At 43.8% G+C, this 23,389-nt stretch carries 28 protein-coding genes and 2 tRNA genes; 9 read left to right on the top strand and 21 right to left on the bottom strand.

Going from position 1 to position 23,389, the window contains the following annotated elements; all coding sequences use genetic code 11:
• Positions 1-5: 5 nt before the first annotated feature.
• The 10 genes from AYW75_RS17785 to ffh all read right to left on the bottom strand — a co-directional run bounded on the left by AYW75_RS17785 (position 6) and on the right by ffh (position 9,178).
• Entirely contained in the window at positions 6-1,115 is a 1,110-nt protein-coding gene (locus AYW75_RS17785) for a GGDEF domain-containing protein (protein ID WP_067102422.1), read from the bottom strand.
• A gap of 77 nt (positions 1,116-1,192) precedes the next feature.
• Complete coding sequence (locus AYW75_RS17780) at positions 1,193-1,900, bottom strand: 16S rRNA (uracil(1498)-N(3))-methyltransferase (protein WP_067102419.1); 708 nt, start codon at positions 1,898-1,900, stop codon at positions 1,193-1,195.
• A 68-nt stretch (positions 1,901-1,968) separates the two neighbouring features.
• Positions 1,969-3,354: a threonine synthase gene (thrC, locus tag AYW75_RS17775; protein ID WP_067102416.1), complete on the bottom strand. Its 1,386-nt coding sequence runs from the start codon at positions 3,352-3,354 to the stop codon at positions 1,969-1,971.
• Between the two features lie 12 nt (positions 3,355-3,366).
• Complete coding sequence (locus AYW75_RS17770; protein ID WP_067102408.1) at positions 3,367-4,668, bottom strand: homoserine dehydrogenase; 1,302 nt, start codon at positions 4,666-4,668, stop codon at positions 3,367-3,369.
• A 151-nt stretch (positions 4,669-4,819) separates the two neighbouring features.
• Positions 4,820-5,527: a thioredoxin fold domain-containing protein gene (locus AYW75_RS17765; RefSeq protein WP_067102405.1), complete on the bottom strand. Its 708-nt coding sequence runs from the start codon at positions 5,525-5,527 to the stop codon at positions 4,820-4,822.
• Positions 5,528-5,632: 105 nt separating this feature from the next.
• Entirely contained in the window at positions 5,633-5,995 is a 363-nt protein-coding gene (gene rplS, locus AYW75_RS17760) for a 50S ribosomal protein L19 (protein WP_067033609.1), read from the bottom strand.
• Between the two features lie 70 nt (positions 5,996-6,065).
• A complete protein-coding gene (gene trmD / locus AYW75_RS17755) occupies positions 6,066-6,818 on the bottom strand; it encodes a tRNA (guanosine(37)-N1)-methyltransferase TrmD (RefSeq protein ID WP_067033606.1) in 753 nt (250 codons plus the stop codon).
• Between the two features lie 18 nt (positions 6,819-6,836).
• Entirely contained in the window at positions 6,837-7,382 is a 546-nt protein-coding gene (rimM, locus tag AYW75_RS17750) for a ribosome maturation factor RimM (RefSeq protein ID WP_067033603.1), read from the bottom strand.
• Positions 7,383-7,397: 15 nt separating this feature from the next.
• Complete coding sequence (gene rpsP / locus AYW75_RS17745) at positions 7,398-7,646, bottom strand: 30S ribosomal protein S16 (protein ID WP_067033600.1); 249 nt, start codon at positions 7,644-7,646, stop codon at positions 7,398-7,400.
• Positions 7,647-7,798: 152 nt separating this feature from the next.
• Positions 7,799-9,178, bottom strand: coding sequence for a signal recognition particle protein (ffh, locus tag AYW75_RS17740; RefSeq protein ID WP_067033597.1), 1,380 nt, complete (start codon positions 9,176-9,178; stop codon positions 7,799-7,801).
• Between the two features lie 128 nt (positions 9,179-9,306).
• Here ffh and AYW75_RS17735 point away from each other — a divergent pair, with 128 nt between their 5' ends.
• The 3 genes from AYW75_RS17735 to AYW75_RS17725 all read left to right on the top strand — a co-directional run bounded on the left by AYW75_RS17735 (position 9,307) and on the right by AYW75_RS17725 (position 11,953).
• Positions 9,307-10,074, top strand: coding sequence for a cytochrome C assembly family protein (locus AYW75_RS17735; RefSeq protein ID WP_067102401.1), 768 nt, complete (start codon positions 9,307-9,309; stop codon positions 10,072-10,074).
• A 71-nt stretch (positions 10,075-10,145) separates the two neighbouring features.
• Positions 10,146-11,402 carry an HlyC/CorC family transporter gene (locus tag AYW75_RS17730; protein ID WP_067102398.1) on the top strand — a complete coding sequence of 419 codons (1,257 nt, stop codon included), beginning with the start codon at positions 10,146-10,148 and terminating at the stop codon, positions 11,400-11,402.
• Positions 11,403-11,413: 11 nt separating this feature from the next.
• Entirely contained in the window at positions 11,414-11,953 is a 540-nt protein-coding gene (locus AYW75_RS17725) for an NUDIX hydrolase (RefSeq protein ID WP_067102395.1), read from the top strand.
• Here the strand turns inward: AYW75_RS17725 and AYW75_RS17720 are convergent.
• From AYW75_RS17720 to AYW75_RS17680, 10 genes are all read right to left on the bottom strand, one after another.
• Positions 11,940-12,248, bottom strand: coding sequence for an NGG1p interacting factor NIF3 (locus tag AYW75_RS17720; protein ID WP_067102394.1), 309 nt, complete (start codon positions 12,246-12,248; stop codon positions 11,940-11,942). The two genes, AYW75_RS17725 and AYW75_RS17720, sit on opposite strands and share 14 nt — an antisense overlap.
• Positions 12,249-12,261: 13 nt before the next feature.
• On the bottom strand, positions 12,262-13,128 hold the full coding sequence (locus AYW75_RS17715) for a DUF72 domain-containing protein (protein ID WP_067102392.1): 867 nt from the start codon (positions 13,126-13,128) through the stop codon (positions 12,262-12,264).
• Complete coding sequence (gene greB, locus AYW75_RS17710) at positions 13,128-13,631, bottom strand: transcription elongation factor GreB (RefSeq protein ID WP_067102389.1); 504 nt, start codon at positions 13,629-13,631, stop codon at positions 13,128-13,130. The genes AYW75_RS17715 and greB overlap by 1 nt, the downstream gene beginning before the upstream one ends.
• 81 nt (positions 13,632-13,712) lie before the next feature.
• Complete coding sequence (locus AYW75_RS17705) at positions 13,713-14,540, bottom strand: mechanosensitive ion channel family protein (protein WP_067102386.1); 828 nt, start codon at positions 14,538-14,540, stop codon at positions 13,713-13,715.
• Between the two features lie 24 nt (positions 14,541-14,564).
• On the bottom strand, positions 14,565-14,933 hold the full coding sequence (locus tag AYW75_RS17700) for a hypothetical protein (protein ID WP_082856587.1): 369 nt from the start codon (positions 14,931-14,933) through the stop codon (positions 14,565-14,567).
• Positions 14,934-14,935: 2 nt separating this feature from the next.
• Positions 14,936-15,397, bottom strand: a complete 462-nt coding sequence (locus AYW75_RS17695) for a DUF2489 domain-containing protein (RefSeq protein WP_067102379.1) — start codon at positions 15,395-15,397, stop codon at positions 14,936-14,938.
• Between the two features lie 111 nt (positions 15,398-15,508).
• Positions 15,509-15,622 carry a cytochrome c oxidase subunit CcoM gene (gene ccoM, locus AYW75_RS19180; RefSeq protein ID WP_331709533.1) on the bottom strand — a complete coding sequence of 38 codons (114 nt, stop codon included), beginning with the start codon at positions 15,620-15,622 and terminating at the stop codon, positions 15,509-15,511.
• Positions 15,623-15,699: 77 nt separating this feature from the next.
• The gene (locus tag AYW75_RS17690) at positions 15,700-16,515 is read right to left on the bottom strand and encodes an inositol monophosphatase family protein (RefSeq protein ID WP_067102376.1); all 816 of its coding nucleotides are present in this window, start codon (positions 16,513-16,515) and stop codon (positions 15,700-15,702) included.
• A gap of 13 nt (positions 16,516-16,528) precedes the next feature.
• Positions 16,529-17,194 (bottom strand): alpha/beta hydrolase, encoded by a 666-nt coding sequence (locus AYW75_RS17685; RefSeq protein ID WP_067102374.1) that lies wholly within the window; start codon positions 17,192-17,194, stop codon positions 16,529-16,531.
• 72 nt (positions 17,195-17,266) lie between these two features.
• Positions 17,267-18,253, bottom strand: a complete 987-nt coding sequence (locus AYW75_RS17680) for a hypothetical protein (RefSeq protein ID WP_067102373.1) — start codon at positions 18,251-18,253, stop codon at positions 17,267-17,269.
• 299 nt (positions 18,254-18,552) lie between these two features.
• Here AYW75_RS17680 and AYW75_RS17675 point away from each other — a divergent pair, with 299 nt between their 5' ends.
• The 6 genes from AYW75_RS17675 to AYW75_RS17650 all read left to right on the top strand — a co-directional run bounded on the left by AYW75_RS17675 (position 18,553) and on the right by AYW75_RS17650 (position 22,406).
• A complete protein-coding gene (locus AYW75_RS17675; protein WP_067102370.1) occupies positions 18,553-19,179 on the top strand; it encodes an LPP20 family lipoprotein in 627 nt (208 codons plus the stop codon).
• Entirely contained in the window at positions 19,179-20,369 is a 1,191-nt protein-coding gene (locus AYW75_RS17670) for a flagellar assembly protein FlgT (protein WP_067102367.1), read from the top strand. Before AYW75_RS17675 ends, AYW75_RS17670 begins: the two co-directional genes overlap by 1 nt.
• 49 nt (positions 20,370-20,418) lie before the next feature.
• The gene (locus AYW75_RS17665) at positions 20,419-20,640 is read left to right on the top strand and encodes a cell division protein ZapB (RefSeq protein ID WP_067033555.1); all 222 of its coding nucleotides are present in this window, start codon (positions 20,419-20,421) and stop codon (positions 20,638-20,640) included.
• A gap of 9 nt (positions 20,641-20,649) precedes the next feature.
• Positions 20,650-21,117 carry a hypothetical protein gene (locus AYW75_RS17660; protein WP_067102364.1) on the top strand — a complete coding sequence of 156 codons (468 nt, stop codon included), beginning with the start codon at positions 20,650-20,652 and terminating at the stop codon, positions 21,115-21,117.
• A gap of 181 nt (positions 21,118-21,298) precedes the next feature.
• Positions 21,299-22,270 carry a ProQ/FINO family protein gene (locus tag AYW75_RS17655; protein ID WP_067102361.1) on the top strand — a complete coding sequence of 324 codons (972 nt, stop codon included), beginning with the start codon at positions 21,299-21,301 and terminating at the stop codon, positions 22,268-22,270.
• Positions 22,271-22,322: 52 nt separating this feature from the next.
• Positions 22,323-22,406: transfer RNA gene (locus AYW75_RS17650), tRNA-Tyr, on the top strand.
• Positions 22,407-23,308: 902 nt separating this feature from the next.
• Here AYW75_RS17650 and AYW75_RS17645 read toward each other — a convergent pair.
• Positions 23,309-23,384, bottom strand: a tRNA-His gene (locus tag AYW75_RS17645).
• Positions 23,385-23,389 lie beyond the last annotated feature (5 nt).

Here is a 23,389-nt window from a genome sequence, read left to right as displayed (position 1 = left end):
AGTACCTAGTGATCACAGCTTTTCTCTACCACTTCTACCCGATTTCGTCCTCTATTCTTCGCTGCGTACAACCCTTGGTCGGCACGAGAGATTGCTTTCAATATGCTCTCTCCGGCTTCAACTTGAGTCACACCTATACTAACGGTCACCGCTATATTAGCGCCTGTTTCCGTGCTTAAAGTGATTTCTCCAAGCTTTTTTCGAAGCGCTTCTGACACGTCTTTGAGGTTATCGGTTTTCTCTAAAACAACCAAAAACTCTTCCCCACCCCAACGCGACACCAAGCTTTCATGCTCCAGTGAAAACATTTCAATGGTTTGAGCAAACAGGACTAAATATTCATCACCACATTTGTGTCCGAATTCATCATTTATCTGTTTAAAATAATCAATATCCAGTAGTAATAATGCTGGGGCAGGCCACAGCAGTTCTTCAAGGCGCTGCTGCAGTCCTCGTCTATTTAGTAATCCTGTTAAAGGGTCCGTGGTCGCAGCTATTTCAAGCTTTACTGACAGCTCTTGAAGAGACTGATTAAAGCGTGACGATATGTACTCATAAATAGTCGACAAAAAGGCAATCAGAATAAATGAGTAAATAATCCTTGTTTTCAAATCAGGGTGATAACCCAACTCATCAAAAGGAGTTGGAGTCACAAAAAGTATGAATGTCAGCGCAATTAAAAATAGGAAGACCTCTAGCAAGCCTCGCTTCAAACCATGAAGAAACAAAGAAACAGGAGGAATACAGTAGATCCAAACATGCCCGGTACCATTAACGCCTCCGCTGTAAACGAGGTAAAGCATCAAGGTGTAGAGCGGATATAAAATAACGTTTGCAGAGAAAAGATAATTTCGCGTACGGCGAAGATAAAGGTGATTGAGGATATAAACTGTTGCGATCAAAAGAAGACTTAAGCCAACAAACACATTGCCTTCTACTAGCGAAAGAATGCCCAAGGGGGCAGTAAAAAGTACACCAACAAGGCAGAATAAGTTAATGATGAATGTACGTCGAGAGTTATTGGTAAACGAATGATTGATCGCGCCAGCGTTTAAAGTCACTGAGAACCATCGCTTACAAATCAAATGCCATGATTGCTTCTTATAGTCTGGCATATACACTTTTCCACTCTCTACATATAATCTAGAAAGATAGCTTAAAAGTTGACCAAATTGATAGTAAATTTTTATTATTACGCTGGGTAAAGCCGTGATAAAAGCACAGGTACAGCGGTTTCAACCTTTAATATTCGATCCCCTAAATGTACTGTTTTCATGCCGGCTTCACCCCATTTTTGCATCTCAAACTCATTCCATCCACCTTCTGGTCCAATGGCCAAGATGCTTGGCTCAGACAAAGCAACAGGACAAGCCTCAGCTTGATAAGGGTGTGCTACCAGTCCAATTTTGCCATCCATTATTGTAGGCAATATATCTTCCACAAAGGGTCGAAAGCGAACTTGTCGATGCAAGGTAGGAAGTACCGTATCGCGGGCTTGCTCTAACCCCTCAATTAAGTACGAATGTAATGACGCTTCAGTAAGGACTGGACTTTGCCAGTAGCTTTTTTCCACTTTTGCGGAGTTCAATAAGTGAATGGTTTTAACGCCCATCGCCGTAATATTCATCAGCGTACGCTTAAGCATATTCGGTCTCGGCAGTGCTAGTACCAGCTCCAGCGGTAACGCTTTCGGTGGCTCAATGGATAAACTTTGAATAACAGCTTCCCCTTGCACGGCATCGAATTTAGCATCACCTATCGCACCATTGAGAACGCCAACACGTAACGTATCTCCTTGGCCTTTTTTCAGAACCTGTTGAATGTGCTTTAGTTGACGTTCGTTGAGCGCATAGCGATCGTCTGAAACGACTTGTTCCGGAGCTAATAAAATAAGATTCATAGGATAGGAGAAATCGATAAAAGGGAGAGGAAGAGAGCAAGTAGAAGGCCTACTTGCTCTGCTTAGAACTAAATACGATCTGCAACAAAGCCTTGTACGGCAGATAGATCGTTATCAATGACTTCGTACGCTTCATCACGCTCGAATAAGTCTTTCATGTGCTCAGGTAAACTTGGTAAGTCACAACCTGCTTTTTCAACAGCTTCTGGGAACTTCACAGGATGAGCCGTTGCCAACGTAATCATTGGTACAGATTTGTCTTTCCAACACTGACGTGCCGCTTCAAGACCGATCGCAGTGTGTGGATCAAGCAAGTACTGAGTTGACTGGAACACTTCAGAGATCACTTCACAGGTACGCGTATCATCTACTTTGTAACTGTCAAAGTTCTCTTTCACAAATGACCAAGCCTCATCGTTGAGTGTAACGTCACCTGCGTTAAAGCGCGCCATCAAATCAGCTAATGCTGCACTGTCACGACCATGAGCATCAAATAGCAAGCGCTCGAAGTTGCTTGATACCATGATGTCCATACTTGGAGAGAGCGTCACATTCAGAGATTGGCGGCTCATATCATTCGTAGCGATCGTACGGTGCAAAATATCATTCTGGTTTGTTGCCACAACCAACTGATCAATCGGCAAGCCCATTTGCTTAGCCAAGTAACCAGCAAAAATGTCACCAAAGTTACCCGTTGGCACAGAGAATGATACTTTACGATGCGGACCACCGACTGCCAATGCCGAAGAGAAGTAGTAAACGATCTGAGCCATAATACGTGCCCAGTTGATCGAGTTTACCGCGCCCAATTTCGCACCTTTTAAGAAATCTTGATCTGCAAAACTTGCTTTAATCATGCCCTGACAATCGTCAAAGTTGCCTTTCACTGCAATATTGAAAACATTGTCATCAATCACAGTCGTCATCTGACGGCGCTGTACTTCTGAAACACGCTGATAAGGGTGCAAGATAAAGATGTCTAGGTGCTCAGAATGGCGGCAACCTTCAATGGCAGCGGAGCCCGTGTCACCGGATGTTGCCCCCATAATGACCAGTTTTTCACCGCGCTGACCCAAGATGTAGTCCATCAAACGGCCCAATAACTGCAATGCAAAATCTTTAAACGCTAACGTTGGCCCACGGAATAACTCCAATACCCATTCGTTGTTGTCGGTTTGCACCATCGGCGCGACAGCAGAATGATTAAAGCCAGCGTAAGCTTCATCAATCATGCGCTTGAATTCGCCTTCAGGCACATCGCCTTCAACAAACGGCCACATTACCTTGAATGCAAGTTCTTGGTAGCTCAATGATGCCCAAGATGCGATTTCTTCTTGTGAGAAAGTTGGCAGCTTTTCTGGCACATAAAGGCCACCGTCGCTAGCCAAACCGGCTAACAAAACATCGCCAAAGCCTAATGCAGGAGCTTGGCCACGAGTAGAAACGTATTTCATTACCTAATCCTCTTACGCCAGATTTTCAACACGGATTCGTTGAACAGAACCCGCAACATCTGGCAAAGCTTCGATCGCTGCAATGGCAGCATTCATGTTGCGCTCTTTCACGTCATGCGTCATGACAACCAATGGCACTAGATCACTGCCTTCACGCTCACGCTGGATAACAGATTCGATGCTGATGCCGTTCGTCGAAAGAATTTGTGTAATGTTGGCTAATACACCGGCACGATCTTGAATCGTCATATTTAGGAAGAAACCACATTCGATCTCATCCATCGGTAAAATCTGAGCATCAGACAGCTGATCAGATTGAAATGCTAAGTGAGGAACACGATTAGTTGGATCTGCCGTTAACGTGCGCGCGACATCAATGATGTCAGCAACAACGGATGATCCCGTTGGCATTGCGCCAGCGCCAGCGCCATACGTTAGAGTAGGTCCGACCGCATCGCCTTTTACCATCACAGCATTCATCACGCCGTTTACATTAGCCAGCAATGCTTTTTGGGAAATCAAAGTGGGATGAACACGAAGCTCAACACCTGCTTTAGTTCTACGTGCTACACCAAGATGTTTGATGGAATAGCCTAACTCGCTAGCAAATGATACATCTTCCGCGGTGATACGGCTGATGCCTTCAGTATAGGTTTTCTCAAATTGTAGCGGAATGCCGTAAGCAATCGACGCTAAAATAGTCAGTTTATGTGCGGCATCGATACCTTCTACATCGAATGTAGGATCGGCTTCAGCGTAGCCCAGCTCTTGAGCCTCTTTAAGCACATCATCAAAGGCACGGCCTTTTTCGCTCATCTCAGTCATGATGAAGTTACCTGTACCGTTAATGATACCAGCTAACCATTCAATCTTGTTTGACGACAAACCTTCACGCAACATCTTGATAATTGGGATGCCGCCTGCAACAGCCGCTTCAAACGCAACCATAACGCCTTTTGCTTGCGCTTTTGCAAAGATTTCATTGCCGTATTCTGCAATCAGAGCTTTGTTCGCTGTCACTACATGCTTACCATTTTCGATCGCCGTTAACACTAGCTCACGAGCAACGCTTGTGCCGCCAATCAATTCAACCACGATGTCGATATCAGGATTGTTAGCAACCTCAAAAATATCACCCGTGGTATTAATGTCAGTGGTGTCACAGGTAGGGTTAACTTGACGCGCGCCAATTTGTTCTACAACAATGCTACGGCCTACACGTCGTGTAATTTCTTCTGCGTTATTACGCAGGATGTTAAACGTACCGGAACCTACTGTTCCAAGACCACATATTCCGACTTTTACCGGTTTCAAAACGATACCCCACAACTGACGGTTTTAATAATTTTGTTCTCGCTGATAATAAGCGATCAGGTGACCAAAGATTATACCGTCAGTTGTGGCTAAACCCAACGAAGAAAAGCCTGAACTAGACCTTAGTTTAGTAGATTATTTCATTAATCATCTAAAGGTTTAGCTCTTTTGCTAACTCTTTTGCTGGCAAGTAGCCAGGAATGAACTTACCGTTGTCTAAAATGATACTAGGTGTACCACGCACGCCAACACTGTTTCCTAAGCGAAACTGGCTGGCAACAGGATTAGTACACTTATTATCCGGTACATCTTTACCTAACTTCGCGTTAGTCATCCATTGCTTAGGATCATCTGAACACCAAACATTCACCATTTGATTGTAAGACTCCGATCCCACACCTGCTCGCGGATAAGCCAAATAACGAACCGTTATACCCAGATCGTTTAGCTCTTCAACCTCTTTGTGTAACATACGGCAGTAGCCGCATGAAATATCAGTGAACACCGATATATGAGCTTTTTCATTCGCAGCTTTATAAACAATCATTTCAGATTCAGGAAGCTGCTCGATCTTAGCCAGTTTTTTTTGCTCAGATTCATTGATCAGGTTTTTACCATCGACTTGAAACAGATCTCCGGCAATAAAATATTCACCGTCTGGTGTCACATGCAGGATCGGTCCGTTATCAAGCGTTACTACATACAAGCCACTGCCCGAGTGCTGCTCAATCGACTCAACGGCATATTGCGGTAGCGCATTCTCCATAGCGGTTCGAACTTCTTGCTCACCCGCTTGCACTTGTGTAATCCCTATTAGTGTTAAAGCGACTGCTGACACACTCTTGGCTACGTATCCCATATCAACCTCTATTCGTTATGATTGCTCTATTAGGCCACCATACCCTGCTGAAGTTCCATAAAAAAAGGCGACCGAAGTCGCCTTTTTTTATCACTACAGAAGAAATTAACGTTTTGCCAATTTCTCTTTGATACGTGCAGATTTACCTGAACGCTCACGTAGGAAGTAGATCTTAGCTTGACGCACGTCACCGCGACGTTTCACTTCAATGCTATCCACAAGCGGGCTGTAAGTTTGGAACGCACGTTCCACACCGATACCGCTAGAGATTTTGCGAACTGTGAACGCAGAGTTTAGGCCACGGTTACGTTTTGCAATTACAACACCTTCGTAAGCCTGTAGACGCTCACGAGTACCTTCTTTTACTTTAACCTGAACAACAACAGTATCACCAGGACCGAAGGCCGGGATCTCTTTCGTCATTTGCTCTGACTCTAGCTGTTGAATCAGCTTAGTTTTATTACTCATGGATGTGACTCCTAATGATATGGTTTCTTATCAGCGCGAAGGTTATAACGTTCTGATAAGCTCGTGATTCCTACTCTGCCGAGGTTGAAACTTCAGTTTCACGAATAAACTCTTTTAACAACTTCTGCTGTTCCTTGTCCAACTCAAGGTCTTGCAGAAGGTCAGGCCGGCGTTGCCAAGTTCTTCCGAGCTTTTGCTTTAAGCGCCAGCACCGTATCGCCTCATGGTTGCCACTAAGTAGTACAGGTGGTACAGGTTCACCTTCAAGTACTTCGGGGCGAGTATAATGTGGACAATCAAGTAAACCATCTGAAAATGAATCTTCATCTGCAGAGGCCTGTTTGCCTAACACGCCAGGTATCATGCGAAAGACAGAGTCCATCAACACCATAGCCGGCAACTCACCACCACTTAGGACAAAGTCGCCAATGGACCATTCCTCATCAATCTGAGATTGAATCAAACGCTCATCAACGCCTTCATAACGGCCTGCTACCAGAATAAATTCTGCTTGTTTAGCAAGCTGTTGCACGCCTTCCTGCGTCAGCGTACGCCCCTGAGGGGATAGATAAATAACTTTTGCATTGGGTACCCATTGCTTGGCACTCTCAATCGCATCTTTTAGGGGCTGAACTTTCATCAGCATCCCCGGGCCACCACCATAAGGACGATCATCGACCGTCTTGTGTTTGTCGTGCGCAAAGGCTCTTGGATTAAAATAATCCACTTCGACGAGTCCAGATTTGACGGCTCTGCCCGTTACACCATGTTGGGTAATGGCTTGAAACATCTCTGGGAACAGCGTCACTACACCGATTCGCACGCTAGGCCTCGTTAGATCTTAGAAGTCTGGATCCCAATCTACGACCATTTCTTGTTTTTCTAAGTCAATGCTTAAAATAAACTGATCCGGTACATAGGGAATCAAACGCTCTTCACGATCGTAACTGCCTTCACAACTCCGAACCACTACCACATCATTTGCGCCAGTTTCCATCAGTTGCGAGACTTTACCTAGAAGAACACCCTCATTAGTAATTACCTTAAGACCTTCCAATTGCGACCAGTAATAATCACCGTCCTCAAGTTCAGGAAGATCATTAGCATCAATGTAGATATCCAAGCCACAGATCTCTTTAACAAGATCGCGGTCGTTATACCCTTTAATTGCTGCCACCAAGCCACGCCCTTGTGTGCGCCCTTGGCTTAACTCTATAACTTTCCACCCACTAGGGGTTTTCAGCCACCAATGTTTGTAATCAAAGATTCCAATCATTGGGTCGGTATGGGAATACAACTTCACCCACCCTTTAACACCATATACTGATGTAATGCGTCCAACTACAAGCGCCTGCTCAGGAGCTTTCGCCTGTTTTACAGTAGACATAGCATTACTCCAGTATTAAGCGTTTTTGCCAGCTTCTTTAACAAGCTGAGCAACACGGTCAGAAAGTTGCGCGCCTTGGCCTACCCAGTGATTAACACGGTCTAGGTCTACACGTAGACGTTCTTCTTGACCACGAGCAACAGGGTTAAAGAACCCGATACGCTCGATAAAACGACCATCACGAGCACGGCGGCTGTCAGCCACGTTCAAGTGATAGAAAGGGCGCTTCTTAGAGCCACCACGAGAAAGACGAATAGTTACCATATGATTGGTTCCTTATTGCTTAACGAAACACCTCTTGTTGGGCTCTTTGTGAGTCCTACTACAAGAAGGCGGCATATTCTAGTCGATTCGACCGAAAAACAAAAGGGCGAATTGATCGCCCTTTAAACATTTTTTCATTCTAAGGTAAAAGTTTAGAATTTCGGGAAGTTCCCGCCACCTGGCATACCACCAGGCATCATTCCGCCCAAGCCGCGCATCATTTTTTTCATGCCGCCTTTTGAGCTGAATTTCTTCATCATCTTCTGCATCTGTTTGTGCTGTTTTAGAAGACGATTTAAATCTTGAATCTGTAAACCAGCACCCGCCGAGATACGTTTTTTTCGTGAGCCGTTGATTGCATCAGGGTTACGGCGCTCTTCTGGTGTCATAGAGTTGATCAGGGCTTCCATCTGTACGAACATTTTATCGTTCACTTTGTCTTGGATATCACCTAACTGCCCCATACCAGGAAGCTTGTCCAACATCGACGTCATACCGCCCATGTTTTTCATTTGCTGCAATTGCTCACGGAAATCTTCAAGATCAAAGCTTTTGCCTTTTTTAATCTTGCCAGCGAGTTTTTCTGCCTTTTCTTTGTCGATCTTTTGCTCGGCTTGCTCGATCAGGGACAACATGTCACCCATACCAAGAATTCGAGACGCTAATCGGTCAGGGTAAAACGGCTCTAATGCATCCGTTTTTTCACCCACACCTAAGAACTTGATTGGCTTACCTGTAATATGACGCACCGATAAGGCGGCACCGCCACGGGCATCACCGTCTGTCTTCGTCAAGATCACACCGGTCAGCGGCAGAACATCACCAAACGCTTTGGCCGTATTTGCCGCGTCTTGCCCTGTCATTGCGTCAACAACGAACAATGTTTCAACTGGATCAATCGCACCATGCAGCGCCTTGATCTCAGCCATCATGTCTTCATCAATGGCCAAACGACCGGCTGTGTCGACAATCAGTACATCTTTGTGGCTCTTTTTCGCCACATCGATGGCATTGTTGGCAATATCAATAGGCTTTTGGGAAATGTCACTTGGAATAAAATCGACACCAATCTCATTAGCCAAGGTTTCTAACTGTTTAATCGCAGCTGGGCGGTAAACGTCGGCACTGACCACAGCCACCGATTTTTTCTGGCGCTCGGTTAAGTATTTAGCTAGTTTCGCTGCCGAAGTTGTTTTACCGGCACCTTGAAGACCTGCTAACAGAATCACCGCAGGCGGTTTAGCACGAAGGTTTAATTCATCGTTCTCTTGCCCCATAACCGCTTCAAGCTCTTGCTTAACGATCTTCAGGAACACCTGACCTGGGCTCAAACTACGCGACACTTCAGTGCCGACTGCACGCTCTTTCACCGCATTAATAAAGTCTTTTACAACGGGCAACGCGACGTCAGCTTCCAACAGCGCCATGCGCACTTCGCGCAATACTTCTTTAATATTGTCTTCGGTAAGTTTGGCACGACCACGGATTCGGTCTAAGGATGACGTTAAGCGTTCGGATAGATTGTCAAACATGTTGCCCTCAAAAATTTGCTTTAGATGGAAAAAACCGCGTATTTCAGTTTATCCAAGGTGAAATTGACTTTATTATAACGAAGAATTGATCGTCACCCTATAGTTTTAACCAGTGGATCGCCTAATACATGACACATCTTTCGCTTTGGCTTGCTTGCATATTATCGCTCACTGCTGGTGGTATCTATTACCAGCGCCCCGGAGTTCGCACGACACAAACCATCGGCGCGATCGCAATTGTCGTTCACACCATGGCGCTTATTCAGTTGCTTGGTAGCAAAGACGGCTTCGATTTTCTGACCATTGGTCTATTGATCGCCTTAATAGGGAACCTATTACTGTGGTTCAGCAACCGTGACAAAGATTTATCTTTGCTACTTTCTATTGCTTTCCCTTTGGCAGCGATCATTATTGCTCTTAATGCGGTCGAACCATGGGATTTGCAACAGCTACACAGTAGCTCATTAGGCACATCTCTGCATATTTTGATTGCCTCTGTCGCCTACAGCCTATTTACCGCCGCTTGTGGCATAGGAATTTTGCTCGCAATACAAGAGCATCAATTAAAGAATCATCATTTAAAGCAACTACTACGAGTACCGCCTTTGCAAGTACTTGAGCGCTTAATGTTTGAATTTATTTGGGCCGCATTTGTCTTATTAAGCATCACCATTGCTACAGGCTTTTATTTCATTGACGACATGTTTGCTCAGCACTTAGTGCATAAGACAGCTTTCACCATTGCATCTTGGTTTGTGTTTGCAGGGTTACTTGGGGGGCGTTTGTATTTAGGCTGGCGTGGCCAGTTAGCGGTAAAACTGACGTTAAGCGGCTTTGCATTATTGATGATCGGGTACTTTGGCACCCAGATTGCGATAGAAATCATTAATAAATGACCAGGATATTTGACAGTCGTCTTACGACCCCTAATAATCCGGTCAGACCATATCATTGAGGCACATTTTTTTTGAACGAAGTTCCCTTAAGTATTCTCGCTGGAATACTGTTTTTCCTAATTATTTTGTCAGCGTTCTTTTCTAGCTCCGAAACAGGGATGTTGTCGATCAACAAGTATCGACTCAAACATCTCGTGAAAAGTGGAAATCGCTCCGCCAAAAAAGCCAGCAAACTTCTTGAGCGGCCAGACCGTCTCATCGGCGTTATCTTAATCGGTAACAACTTCGTCAATATTTTAGCTTCTGCCATCGCAACCATAATTGCTGTACGTATATGGGGTGATGCAGGGGTTGCGATTGCAACCGGTGCATTAACGTTGATCATTTTGATCTTTGCCGAAGTGACACCAAAGACCATGGCGACGATTCACCCAGAGAAGATTGCTTTTCCTGCTTCTTGGGTGCTAACGGTTCTGCTTAAAGTTCTGTATCCATTAGTCGTCATTGTAAACACTATGTCGAACGGCTTAATGCGTTTAGTCGGTGTGAAACATATTCATGGCAACAACGATAAGCTAGGCTCAGAAGAACTTCGTACTGTCGTAAACGAAGCCAGTGGTTTGATTCCAGCAGCTCACCAAGAAATGCTACTTTCGATCCTTGATTTAGAAAATGTCTCTGTTGAAGACATCATGATTCCACGCAACGAAGTAATCGGAATCGATATCGAAGACTCAATCGATGAAATCATTGAGCAAATCTGCCAGTCTCGACATACTCGTATGCCTGTCTACAATGGAGAGATTAATAAAGTCATTGGTATTTTACATGCCCGTCATGCGGCTCAATTCTTAAGAGAGTCAAACCCTTCGAAGGCTGCTCTACTAAAAGCAACCTTAGAGCCTTACTTTATTCCTGAAAGTACATCGATTAACACTGTGCTACTAAATTTCCAAAAAGATCATCAGCAAATGGGCATCGTTGTCGATGAGTACGGTGATGTACAAGGGATTGCAGCACTGGAAGATATTCTCGAAGAGATTGTCGGTGAGTTCACGCCACCACAGGAAGACGAAGAAGAAGAGATTAACTTACTGGAAGACGGCTCCTTCCGGATCGAAGGCTCCACACACATTCGTGACATCAACAAAACACTTAGCTGGCACCTACCGACAGATGGACCTAAAACCTTAAACGGGCTAATCATCGAAACGCTTGAATTCATTCCAGAACACCCCATTAGTCTATGGGTGGATAATTACATTATCGAAATCCAAGAGATTGAAGACAAAGTTGTCAAATACGCTCGCCTAGAACATAAACGCTAGCAGGTAACCTTATGAGATTTTGCCCAAAATGCGGCCACCAAGTGAACATGGCGATTCCAGAAGGCGATAATCGCAAACGCGCGATTTGCCCTAACTGTGAATTTATCGATTACGATAATCCTCGAATGATCACTGGCACACTGCCTCTATTCCAAGGCAAAGTCCTACTCTGCAAGCGCAATATCGAGCCGCGCAAAGGCTACTGGACACTGCCCGCAGGGTTTATGGAAAACAGCGAGACCACGCTTGAAGGAGCCTTACGAGAAACGTTAGAAGAAAGTGGCTCGATTGCCATTGCGAAGCAACCTTTCTCAATGATCAGCATTCCGCATGTTAACCAAGTACACATTTACTATTTAGCAGAATTACAGAAAGCAGACTTTCACCCAACCTCGGAGAGCTCCGAGGTTGAGTTATTCGAATTAACAGACATTCCGTGGGATGAGATGGCTTTCAGCAGCGTCACCAAGACACTTAAGTTCTTTATAGAAGATCATAAATCTGGCGAATATGGTTTCCATGAAGACAGCATTATTGTTAACACTCAATAGGAATTAAATGGTAAGCCACTTCTTCGTAGGGGTGGCTCAGTTTTAAAGCACTTACCACCCCTTCACGTAATGTTTCCAGCAACACCATTTCAACGCGGTATTCGTCCACCTCTTCAAGTTGACCGACTTGACCAATGAACGGTGTGGCTGATTCTGAAGGTCGAAATTGCCCCTGCCCCTTCACTTGCCAACAACATGCTTCATAATCCCCTATTTTTCCAGCTCCAGCCTCAAAAACCGCTTCTTTGACTTGTTCCAAGTGTGTTTCAGGCACGTAAAACACTAAGCTATACATCAATAATACTCCTCTATAACAATCCCATCTGTTCATGCTGAACAGGCAAAGCTAGCTGTTTCTGATAACCGTCAATTTTGATCGATAACTTCTCATCTAGCCAACTAGCTAACATCGGCGCCGCAATGTTGTCTGACGAATGCACAAATACTGTCGGCTCTCGCCCCTCAGCCAACCACTTTTCTAGTTTACTGGCCCACTGATCTAGCCAGATATGGTTTCGCTCAAGATCAGGATGTCCAATAAAACGCACGACAGGAAAGCCGCCAGTTGCTAATACATGGCAAGGCACTCGAGGCTTCTTACGTTGTGCATCCTCGAGGCTGTCACAATACGCCTCGGTAGAAAAAACCGGGCGAGAGTCCATAATCACTTTGTCGTATTGACCATCTGCTAATAAACGCAGCAACGCTCTTTCACCGTCTTGTTTATCAAAGTAGCTCAAAGAGCGTACTTCAACACTTAAACTGCTTGTTAAACACCAGTTTTGGCACAACTGTGCTATTGTCATGAGATAGCTACTGTCTACAAAAGCAGGAAACTGCAGCATAGTGGGCCCCAACTTATCTTGAATCGGTTGAAGCAATGCTTGAAATTGCTGCCAGTCATTTAACACCTCAGATAAAGGTTTTTCATTAATCTGATGCGTAATGCGACGCGGCGCTTTGAAAGAAAAACGAAAATCATTCGGTACCTGCTTTGACCAACGCTCAATCTGCTCTGGCGCCACATCTGTATAAAAGGTACTTCCTACCTCTACACTTTTAAAAAACCGTGCGTAATGCCCCAATCGAGCACCAGTTTTTTCCGACCTTGGGTAGATCCAATCGATCCAAGCAGGGTGTTGCCATTGAGCCATACCAAAACGAATCATCGACATCAGGGCTCTAGGTATTCAATTTGTTCAATAAAGAAGGTTCTGTCTCCGCCCGCACGCCGTAACACGACTTCATCCCCATCACGTCGTTTTAATAATGCTTTCGCAACAGGCGAATCCATACTGATATAAGCCTCATGATGATCTATTTCATCAGGACCTACAATACGATAACGTTCTAGATTTCCCTCTTCATCTTCCAAAGTCACCCAGGCACCAAAAAATACAATGCCACGATCAATAGGTAATCGATCCACGATCGTACATTGATCTAAGCGTTTCTCTAAGTAGCGTACGCGGCGATCAATTTCCCGCAATTGCTTTTTTCCGTAGATGTATTCTGCATTCTCCGATCGATCGCCAAGCTTGGCAGCGTCACTCACACTTTGGGTGACTTCTGGGCGCTTTTCTTTCCACAGATATTTGAGTTCAGCTAATAACTTATCAGCACCCTCTTTGGTTATGTAGGCAGCTTTAGGTGCCCCTGGTGGACGATATCGACTCATAATTTTCTACTTACACGTATATTCTAGATACAAAAAAGGCGCTTCGAAAACGAAGCGCCTTTGACTTATAAAGGACGACTATTAGCCTTCTTTTGAGACATGCACATCCATTTGAGGGAATGGGATACCAATACCGTTCTCATCAAATGTGTATTTAATTTTTTCTAATAAATCTGAACGCAATGCCCAGTAGTCTTCTGCTTTAACCCAAGGGCGAACGGCAAAGTTCACGGAACTATCCGCCAACTCAAAGACCCAAATAATTGCTTCAGGATCTTTTAGTACACGCTCATCACTAGATAAAACCTCGTGCAACAAATCACGCGCTTTCTTGATATCAGCATCATAGCTAATTCCCACAATAAGATCCAAACGACGTGTTGACTCTCGCGAGAAGTTAACAATTGAGCTGTCCATAATATCCGAGTTTGGTACGATAATAACTCGATTATCCGGCGTTTTCATATGAGTATGGAACAGTTCAATACGATTTACTGTTCCCATTTGGCCGCCAGCGTCTACGAAATCACCTGCACGGAATGGACGTAGAAGAATAATCAACACACCCGATGCGAAATTTGACAACGACCCTTGTAAAGCAAGACCTACGGCCAAGCCAGCCGCACCTAAAATGGCAATAAATGATGTGGTTTCTACACCAATTTGGCCCAAGGCCATTAACACCACGCCCGCAAACAATAGAGCGTACATAATACTCGACGCAAAGCCTGCTACTGCTTTATCCACTTTGGATTTAAGCATGCGGTTTTCGACCCAGTCCGATACACGTCTAGCAAGCCATTTACCAATAAAGAAGATGACGATGCCAGCAATGATAGCCACACCTTTCTCAGTTATCCAAGGTAGCCATTGGCTTCCTTCGTCGATCCACTTTTCCAAGTCATCCATAAGTAGTTCCCACTCTCTCGTTAGTTAAGCTAAATAGTCTTTTTTATGCTGCCAATGATCTAACAGATCTTGGAGCACTAGCGTTCCCTGTTTTGAGAACACCATGTACACCTTTCCGTTTTTAGTAACGGTATTTATAACATGCCTATCATCCACTTCAAGGCACGCCAACCGCAAAGCCTCAATTTCATTATCATAGCGTACCTGCATACCAATAAAGACATGCCAGTCACGCTCTAACAACGAGCCTGAGATGGCTTCTTGGAGCAATTTGATACACCCGTCTTGATCTACCTGATAATACGGCATACGCTGACGATGCTTTATGAAAAACAACAGTATGGTGATAAACACCACAAAGCTAATTAAAAACGCCAATATAGCTTGAGCCATGATTAGCCAAATTTATACGCTAACAAATCAATTTTTGCCTGACGCAGTTTCTCGATATGCCTGACTTCCAGCGCATCCATTTCATCTCGGTATTTCTGACGAGCTTTTAACGGTAGCTCGTTCCATTTATCATGAGTTGGAATATGTTGCGTATTTTGCTCGATCACATAAATAGCACTCACACTTTCATGTTCAGACAAATCAATACTTAGTTGATCCAGCAAATTTTTGACACGTATTGCAGCCTCGGTCCAAGTCAGCTTGTCATCCTCCTCAATAGCCTGCATCAAAATACGAATACTTTCGATACGTTTCGCACGCTCTTCTTGGAGGCGCTGCTCACCCGCTTGAATGCGATCCGTACGCTGTTGATTAAGCTTTAGCTGTCTGGATATGAAGTAAATAGACACTACGATGGCAAGTAAACAAACTGCCAAAGCAATAAAAAATGAAGTTGTGGACATAAGTCTCCTGAGATCTGATCATAAACTCAGAATCTATTCTACACAGGGTTCAGGAAACGATCAGCAAAAGAAGGAAGATGGGCACTACAAATACTGCAATGCCCAGTATTTTCACTTTTTGTCATGGGTTATATGACGATATGCAATAACACCAAAGCCAATAAAAAAGACACACATCAACCCAACTGTCACAACACCCGCTACTACTACATTGTCTATAAACATAACAACCTCCTATCTGGTTATAACACGCATTATCAGATTAGAAGTAAATGCCATAAACGACGCTGACACGAGTCAGACTACATTTTAGATAGTTGCAAAACATCTAATAAAGGATGATATAAATCAGGGGGAGCCACCAGCAAACTGTCGCCATTAATAGCAGATGGCCAAGAGCTAACTTGTGCCGAATAGCTTCCAACTAAAGCGCCCGCTTCGTTAGCAATTAATGCCCCAGCAGCCATATCCCATGGTTTAACTGTCTCGTAATACGCATCAATAACACCACTCGCCACTGCACACAGATCCAGTGCCGCAGAACCATTGCGACGTATATCTTGGCACGTTGCTAATACAGAGCCTAGCGAATGCATCAGCTGCGGTAAGGATCCTTTATTATAAGGAAAACCTGTTGCAACAATTGCATTGCGAATATCGGATCGTTTACTGGTATGGATCTCTTCTCCGTTTAGCCAAGCCCCTCGTCCTTTTATCGCACTAAATGTCTGATCTAGAAACGGCGCATGCACAACCCCTACCCAGCGCTCACCTTGATATAAAACAGCAATAGACACGGCAACGTAAAGCAGACCTTGCGAAAAATTAATCGTCCCATCAATAGGATCAATAACCCATACTGGGACATCACTTTTTTGCGCTAAAGCTAAATCAGGAGAAGACTCTTCAGATAAAATTAAATGATCTGAGAAAGTCTGCTTAATTTGTTTGCACAAGTAATCATCTACAGCCAAATCTGTTGTCGTTACTAGCTCATGCCCAGACTTATATTGCTCAGAAAAATCTGCCAGATTGCGAGCTTCTTGAATCATTCCACCTGCATGTACCGCCCAACTTTTAGCATAGCTGAGCCACTCTTCAACGGTTACTTCATCCATTAGTGCGTGCCTTTCATGTAAAACGTTGATTTAACCACGAAGCGATATCGCGTACCTGATCAGGGCAAACAGCATGAGGCATCTCATAAACTTTATGCTCACAATGATAGCCGAGATCATCCAGTTTCTGCTTAGCTCGATCAGCTAGAACAGGTGCCACTACAGGGTCATAAGAACCATGATGAATTAAAAAGGGTGTTTCTTGATTTGCATTCGAAACAGCGTTTTCAATGACTTCAGGGTCTGCAAGATAAGTAGACAATGCCATTACGCCAGCAAAGCGATGCTGACCGAATAAAGCGACTTGATAAGCAATAACACCACCTTGAGAGAAACCTGCCATAACAATTTTATCACTTGAAATCCCTTGCTCGGCTAATTCTGTAATGATGACCTCAATTTGCTTCGCAGACTCATAGATGTTGTCCATATCAACTTTACGATCAAGTGTCATTTCTAATATGTCATACCAAGCACGCATCTTCATGCCACCATTGATGGTCACGGGACGAATCGGTGCATTAGGAAAAACGAAACGTACAGCTTTTCCTGATAACTCTAACTGCGGAACCAAACCTTCAAAGTCATGGCAATCGGCACCCAGCCCATGCAACCAAATCACGCCATACTGCGGATTTTCTGCTGTATCAACTGTTATATATTCAAGTATTTCAGACACTGTTATCTCCAAAAAAATAGGCCATCGTTAATTACGATAGCCTATCATATTTCAACACAGTTGCTGTTCTACTTAGTGAGAGCGTGGCAATTTCGTTTCCAACACTTTCTGATGCTCATCTAATACAAATTGGACATCCGCTTGCTGTAACATCGAACAGATCATATGACGCGTGATTCGTTCATAATACTGCATAAAGCCTTTTAACATTTCAGGCGACATTACTTTTATGTCAAGCGTATCTAAAACACCGCCGTGAATATCGTGCAAGTGCGCTTCGAGAACACGCTCTTGCTTATTACGCCAATCATATACCACCTCAAAACTTGGTGGCTGCATCCACATCTTCACATCAATTAAATCAAATAACGTTTTATAATCCGCTTGCAAATGCTGATTCACCTCTCTACGCCAAGTGCCATCAGGGTCTTTATCTTTTTCTAATGCATTCATAGACGCCATTAAATGCTCTTCAGGCATGGCCTGAGCACCAACACACCATCCTTCAAAAAAAATCACGTCAACAGGTCCAGAAACTTCTTGCCAACGATGAACAGGTTTACGGTCATCTAAAGACTTATCAAACGTTGGCACATACATGACTTCGCCCGCTTTTAAATTCTTTAATCGATCAAAAATAGTAAGTGCTAACTGAACGTCATGTGTACCTGGAGCACCTCGAGTTGCAAATAAGGGGTGTACATTTTCGGCATAAGATAAACGATCAGAACGCTGCAAATATAAGTCATCTAAGCTGACAACAATCGCATTCAAATCGAAACCTTTTGCCAGAATATGACTGACAACCGAACAAAAAGTGGTTTTGCCACAACCTTGAGGCCCGCCTAGCCCAAGAATAAGCGGCGAATGCTTAGGCTTGGTGTAGTCACTTACCCATCGAGAAAAGGGTAAAAAAAGATCGTCTATTCGGTCTGCTAAAGACTCATCAGCATATAATCCTTTTAGGGTTTGCTCGACTTCAAAACGCAAACGTTCCGCTAATGAGGCTGGCAGGTTATGAGCTTGACTTAACAAGCTAAGTTCAAGGACATTTATCATATGCTACCTCCCGCTTTCAACGAGATAAGTATAGACACAGATCAGACTTTAACCAGAATGAGTTTCCTTTACTCAAACTTCGCAAGGCACCTTTTACGCAAGAATCACTGATTTAAGATGCAATTTTGTGCAAATTTACTTCAAGATTGGGTGGTAAACACCGTACACTATAGAGGAACATAATTTTAGCGATCCTATGGCCTCCTTGCATACCTACCTTTAATGAAGTCGAGCCGCTGTTAAACAATCGCTAAATTGCATGCCTAGTAAATAAGGCACACTGAAATGGAGAAGTTTCAATGAATTTAAAAGGTAATCTGCTAACGGTAGTTTGCACAGCGACCTTATTACTTTCAGGTTGTGTGACCACGCAACCACGTACGCCCATCTGTACCTCCACATCGCCTTGTGTTGATGGCATGGCTTCCGTAGCAGGAAACCCCGTTGCAGTACAGCAACCCCATGATATTGAAATCATTGATGTTGTACCAAGAGAGCCAATAGTGATTAATGCAACAGGCTACTCTTCTCCGATATCAAATAAGTCTATGTCTAAATCTCAAGCTCGACTTATGACAATGAGAGGCTCAAAACTGGATGCATATCGAAATTTATCTGAGCGCGTATACGGCATTAGCTTGGATGGCACCAGTTCCCTAAGCAACATGATGATTGAGCATGATCAACTACGAACGTACGTAAATGCTTATTTAGTCGGTGCAAAAGTTATTTCACAGCGTGAATTAGAAGACGGTACATTCGAAACCGTTGTTGAACTAGCACTGCAAGAGAATTTTAGGCAATGCGCTAGCTCTCCTGAATCCATTCGCTCCAACCCTAACTGCCAGTTACGTAAACGCAATGCGACTTCGAATACTATGACAACCCCCAAGAAGCAACCGTCCTCATTTTATAGCGTGCAATAATGAAAGTTTTTATTTCATCATTAATTTTGCTTTTCTCTTTTAGCCTGTCTGCTCAAGTCATTCGAGCAGATGGCCAAGCTATCATTTACAACCAAGATATAAACGATGCTCGCTATCGCGCTACTCAACAGGCTATAAAACAAGCAACCCTTCAAGCCAGTGCATTGGTACGAAGTAATGACAGTTTAAGCAATGGCACCCTTAATTCGAACCTCTCTATCCAAGCTTCTGGGCAAGCCGACAATGTCGATATCATTTTGGAACAAGTGTTCGATAATATTTTAAGCCTTACCATCGAGGCAAATATCAATACCGACGACATGTGCGATAACGGAACCGTTAACCCTTATCGAAAGTCCGTTGGCGTAACAGGCTTTGCCTTACAATCTCCACAACAAGCAACACTCGGTGCATTACATAACATTGGTCGTCAATTACCTAAAAACTTGGTCGACGCAATGAACCAGCAAGGTTATATAAGAGCTTTGGCGGCAACCAATCTGAGTGTCTACCCTGATCTTATCAACGCTCCTACCTCAGCGAATAATGATGGTTCCCTAACTGATGTCGCTCGTATCGGCGAAGACCTTGGTGTTCAATACGTCATTAGTGGTGTGATTCGAGATATCAGTGAACTGTACCCCAAACACCCCAAAGACAAGACCCCTCTTAACTCTTTACTCAGCTGGGCGAATAAAGAGGATGGACAACGTAATTTTGTACTCGACTTATATATTTACGATGGTTTTAGTGGTGCTTTGATCTTTCAGCATCGTTATGATGAGGTCGGTAACTGGGATACCAAAGAAAACAATAAAGTTGGCTTTGGATCTTCACAGTTTTGGGCGCTACATTATGGTAGAGTCGTGGCACAGACAATTAATGCTATGTCTATTGATACGAGCGATGATTTACGTTGCCAACCATTTGTTGCAAACATCTTTCGTACGCAAGGGAATCAGATCTATTTAAACGCTGGAGCCCTAGCAGGAATTAAGAAAGGCGATCAGTTTCAAGTTTTTCGTCGCTATGAGATATTTGATCAACTACAAAATGCGCAAACGCAGCTTAATAACGCCAACATCAATGTTACTATTACGCAAGTTCAACCGAATTTTGCTATTGGCGAACTTGCTGTGGAAGCTAGAATTCTAAACGTACAACAACAAGATGTTGTGATTGCTTGGTAATTGAATAAAATCAGGCCACAATAATCGATATGATCAGGATAGAAGTTACATGAACAACGAATTATTACATCACCTAGAGCAGCGTATCAATGCAGCAGTAGAAGAGATCTCAACACTTCGTCAACGTATCTCAGAACTTGAAATGCAAAACTACGAACTGTCAGAAGAGCGTGACGAAACTAAAGCGCAACTAGCGCAACAAGCTGAGCAAACTACAAACTGGGAAAGCAGCTTGAATCAGATGCTGAGTAAACTTAACCAACTGGATTAATTAAAGCTTATGAAAAAATTTGTTACAGCGGCACTGCTTGCAGGGGCCACCAGCGCATTTGCCGCTGGACAATTTTCTCCCTTAGTCAGCTTTGAAGGCGTATATAGCAAGCCGACCACAGCAACAGGCACGACCTCAAGCTTTATAAACGCCTCAATGGAATACACCTTCCCCCGTAGCCTGTCGGTTTATGGTGGCGTGTCTTTCGTTTTAAGAGACAGCTTTGAAACAGGCGTGCATGCTGGTGCACGATTTTATACTCCATCTCCCCTATTTTATATAAACGGCGAGGCCCCGGTCTGGAGCTACCTCGGTGCTGGCGTTAATATATTGGATGACGCTGTATTTTACCCAGAAGCTGGGTTTCGTATCGGACTTACGGAAGATACTCGAGTGGATCTATTTATGAAAGTTTACAACACAAATGATAGTGCTTACGACAGACATGCAACCATTGGCGTAGGCCTAACATTCTAACGCCATGAAGCTGTTTGCAATTTTCATTATTTGTATTGCTCTGATTAGTGTCTATCGCTGGATGAACCACAGCACAACTTCTCTGGTGGTGCTCCCTACTCCCCAGCAGCTAAATAAAATGGTTGGCCTTGAAGACGCTCCGCGTGTACCACTATGGCTTGCTGATGCAGGAAATTAACTTATGGACCACTTAATCAAAGCCTTAGAAGGCAAAATTGATGATTTAGTGAATCAGTTAAAACTCGCTAAACTTGAAATTGAGCAATTAAAAGAGCCTCTCCATTCTAGTGAAACCAGCGTACCAAGCGACGCGTCATTAGATCTACTTTCATCAATGAGCCAGCGCCGTTCAACCGAAGAACAGCTACAACTGTACATTGAAGACAGTTTAGACCTGCTCAACCCTGTTGAATCAGATGAGCCAGAAACTAACAACAACCAAACCACTTTAAACTTTGACCTTCTTCACTCTGCTTTGGAAGATCAACCAACTGAAGACATTCAAGAAATAAAAGACTCTCCTATGACTACTGAACAACAAACAACGATCACCGCTGACATCCAAGAGACTGCTGCGACTGAAGTTGAGCATACTGAAACAACCTCTACGACGTCTAGCGAAACTCCTGAAACAGCATCACTCAGTGCCGAGGAGAAGCGTCGTCAGAAAAATCAGAAGAACAATCGTCGCCTGATTAAAATGTTGGAAGATCGTTATCCTAAAGCATTTGACTGGAACAACCCCCGCCCACTTAAGGTTGGTATCGATAAAGATATGACTTTGGACGATGATTTTAACGCTAGCAAGCAGAAGCGTGCCATGGCGGCTTACACACGCTCTGACCGTTACAAGAAGTGTCTACAATCAGGTCAACCTCGTATTGATCTAGAAGGTGTCGCAGTCAGTGATGAGCCAGCACTACCTAACACTAAGAAGCCTGCTGCACCTGAGAGCAAGAAACCAATGCCTAAACACAACAAAGGCAAGCGTCCTCAAGGCAATAAGCCCCAAACAAACAAAAGCAAGAGCCAATCTAACTCTCGCCCATCAAACAAAGAGCGCAACCAACCAAAACAAGACCCTCAATTCGATAATCTGTCGCCTGAAGAGCGCATGAAAGCGAAATTAGCACTTTTAACGAATAAAAGTTAAAAAAAGGGTTTACAAAGGGCGGGGGCATACGTAATATATGCCTCGCTGCTGTGGAGGGGTTCCCGAGTGGCCAAAGGGAGCAGATTGTAAATCTGCCACGAAAGTTTCGGTGGTTCGAATCCACCTCCCTCCACCATTTTTCTTTTCTCGATTTTTCATTTATAAAAATCGCTCGAAATTAGAAATTTATCTATCAAGTCATCCTGACTTAAGCAATTAAAAACCATTTTTATTATTTAAGCACTCCAAAGATAGCAATATTATTTATATCAGAGAAAACCCTTCAAACCCTCTCCATCAATAAACCAGATACCCAACCCTCTCAAACACATCTAAAACTAAATACCAACTAGCTCAGATACCTTTTAGCTAAACAACACCCATATCAATAGCCATTTACGAGCCATTAAGAAAACCTCGGAATGCCACAGAAATCACTGATACTGAGGCATCCACACACAAACTTTCTCTCAGGCCCACACATCACAGAACCCCTTAACGAAGCACCAGTCAGCCCCGTCAGCGATCAACCCACCCTACAAAGCCAAACACACTAAGACTGACTATATTCACCCATGACATGAAGCCTGCACCCACATCGAATCACCCGATAAAACCTCAGACCAACCACAGCGAAATAGCTTGTTATTGATACGTAAATAATGGGAGCACAACAAAGAAAACTCTAGCAAGCAGCAACGACCCACCCAAACCAGTCAATCTACGACCCACGATTGGTGCAGACTTTTAAATAAGCATGACTCAAACAAGGAGCAAGCAAGATAGACCCACTCAATAGCATAGAAATACTTTGCAGACCCATCAAACACCAAAGCAACCACAACACCTAGGCAACAAAACGGCTTGAAAGGCTATCAAAGAAACCCTGTCAAGACTTACGGCTATTCATAGCAACCACTCAAGGGACGACAAATAACAGAAATATAGAAATGTAGAAATGTAGAAATGTAGAAATGTAGAAATGTAGAAATGTAGAAATGTAGAAAACTATAGGAGAGAAACAAGAAAGGCAACTAATGGGGTGGACGATGGGGCTCGAACCCACGACCGCCGGAATCACAATCCGGAGCTCTACCAACTGAGCTACGCCCACCATAT

Source organism: Marinomonas atlantica, assembly GCF_001639725.1.
Lineage (GTDB): Bacteria > Pseudomonadota > Gammaproteobacteria > Pseudomonadales > Marinomonadaceae > Marinomonas > Marinomonas atlantica.
This window is presented reverse-complemented; position numbering and strand designations above follow the sequence as displayed.

Excerpts from the sequence above, each read along its gene's own strand:
- AYW75_RS17785 (WP_067102422.1), bottom strand. The coding sequence starts at position 1,115 with ATGCCAGACTATAAGAAGCAATCATGGCATTTGATTTGTAAGCGATGG.
- AYW75_RS17780 (WP_067102419.1), bottom strand. The coding sequence starts at position 1,900 with ATGAATCTTATTTTATTAGCTCCGGAACAAGTCGTTTCAGACGATCGC.
- thrC (WP_067102416.1), bottom strand. The coding sequence starts at position 3,354 with ATGAAATACGTTTCTACTCGTGGCCAAGCTCCTGCATTAGGCTTTGGC.
- AYW75_RS17765 (WP_067102405.1), bottom strand. The coding sequence starts at position 5,527 with ATGGGATACGTAGCCAAGAGTGTGTCAGCAGTCGCTTTAACACTAATA.
- rplS (WP_067033609.1), bottom strand. The coding sequence starts at position 5,995 with ATGAGTAATAAAACTAAGCTGATTCAACAGCTAGAGTCAGAGCAAATG.
- rimM (WP_067033603.1), bottom strand. The coding sequence starts at position 7,382 with ATGTCTACTGTAAAACAGGCGAAAGCTCCTGAGCAGGCGCTTGTAGTT.
- rpsP (WP_067033600.1), bottom strand. The coding sequence starts at position 7,646 with ATGGTAACTATTCGTCTTTCTCGTGGTGGCTCTAAGAAGCGCCCTTTC.
- ffh (WP_067033597.1), bottom strand. The coding sequence starts at position 9,178 with ATGTTTGACAATCTATCCGAACGCTTAACGTCATCCTTAGACCGAATC.
- AYW75_RS17735 (WP_067102401.1), top strand. The coding sequence starts at position 9,307 with ATGACACATCTTTCGCTTTGGCTTGCTTGCATATTATCGCTCACTGCT.
- AYW75_RS17725 (WP_067102395.1), top strand. The coding sequence starts at position 11,414 with ATGAGATTTTGCCCAAAATGCGGCCACCAAGTGAACATGGCGATTCCA.
- AYW75_RS17720 (WP_067102394.1), bottom strand. The coding sequence starts at position 12,248 with ATGTATAGCTTAGTGTTTTACGTGCCTGAAACACACTTGGAACAAGTC.
- AYW75_RS17715 (WP_067102392.1), bottom strand. The coding sequence starts at position 13,128 with ATGTCGATGATTCGTTTTGGTATGGCTCAATGGCAACACCCTGCTTGG.
- greB (WP_067102389.1), bottom strand. The coding sequence starts at position 13,631 with ATGAGTCGATATCGTCCACCAGGGGCACCTAAAGCTGCCTACATAACC.
- AYW75_RS17705 (WP_067102386.1), bottom strand. The coding sequence starts at position 14,540 with ATGGATGACTTGGAAAAGTGGATCGACGAAGGAAGCCAATGGCTACCT.
- AYW75_RS17700 (WP_082856587.1), bottom strand. The coding sequence starts at position 14,933 with ATGGCTCAAGCTATATTGGCGTTTTTAATTAGCTTTGTGGTGTTTATC.
- AYW75_RS17695 (WP_067102379.1), bottom strand. The coding sequence starts at position 15,397 with ATGTCCACAACTTCATTTTTTATTGCTTTGGCAGTTTGTTTACTTGCC.
- ccoM (WP_331709533.1), bottom strand. The coding sequence starts at position 15,622 with ATGTTTATAGACAATGTAGTAGTAGCGGGTGTTGTGACAGTTGGGTTG.
- AYW75_RS17690 (WP_067102376.1), bottom strand. The coding sequence starts at position 16,515 with ATGGATGAAGTAACCGTTGAAGAGTGGCTCAGCTATGCTAAAAGTTGG.
- AYW75_RS17680 (WP_067102373.1), bottom strand. The coding sequence starts at position 18,253 with ATGATAAATGTCCTTGAACTTAGCTTGTTAAGTCAAGCTCATAACCTG.
- AYW75_RS17675 (WP_067102370.1), top strand. The coding sequence starts at position 18,553 with ATGAATTTAAAAGGTAATCTGCTAACGGTAGTTTGCACAGCGACCTTA.
- AYW75_RS17670 (WP_067102367.1), top strand. The coding sequence starts at position 19,179 with ATGAAAGTTTTTATTTCATCATTAATTTTGCTTTTCTCTTTTAGCCTG.
- AYW75_RS17665 (WP_067033555.1), top strand. The coding sequence starts at position 20,419 with ATGAACAACGAATTATTACATCACCTAGAGCAGCGTATCAATGCAGCA.
- AYW75_RS17660 (WP_067102364.1), top strand. The coding sequence starts at position 20,650 with ATGAAAAAATTTGTTACAGCGGCACTGCTTGCAGGGGCCACCAGCGCA.
- AYW75_RS17655 (WP_067102361.1), top strand. The coding sequence starts at position 21,299 with ATGGACCACTTAATCAAAGCCTTAGAAGGCAAAATTGATGATTTAGTG.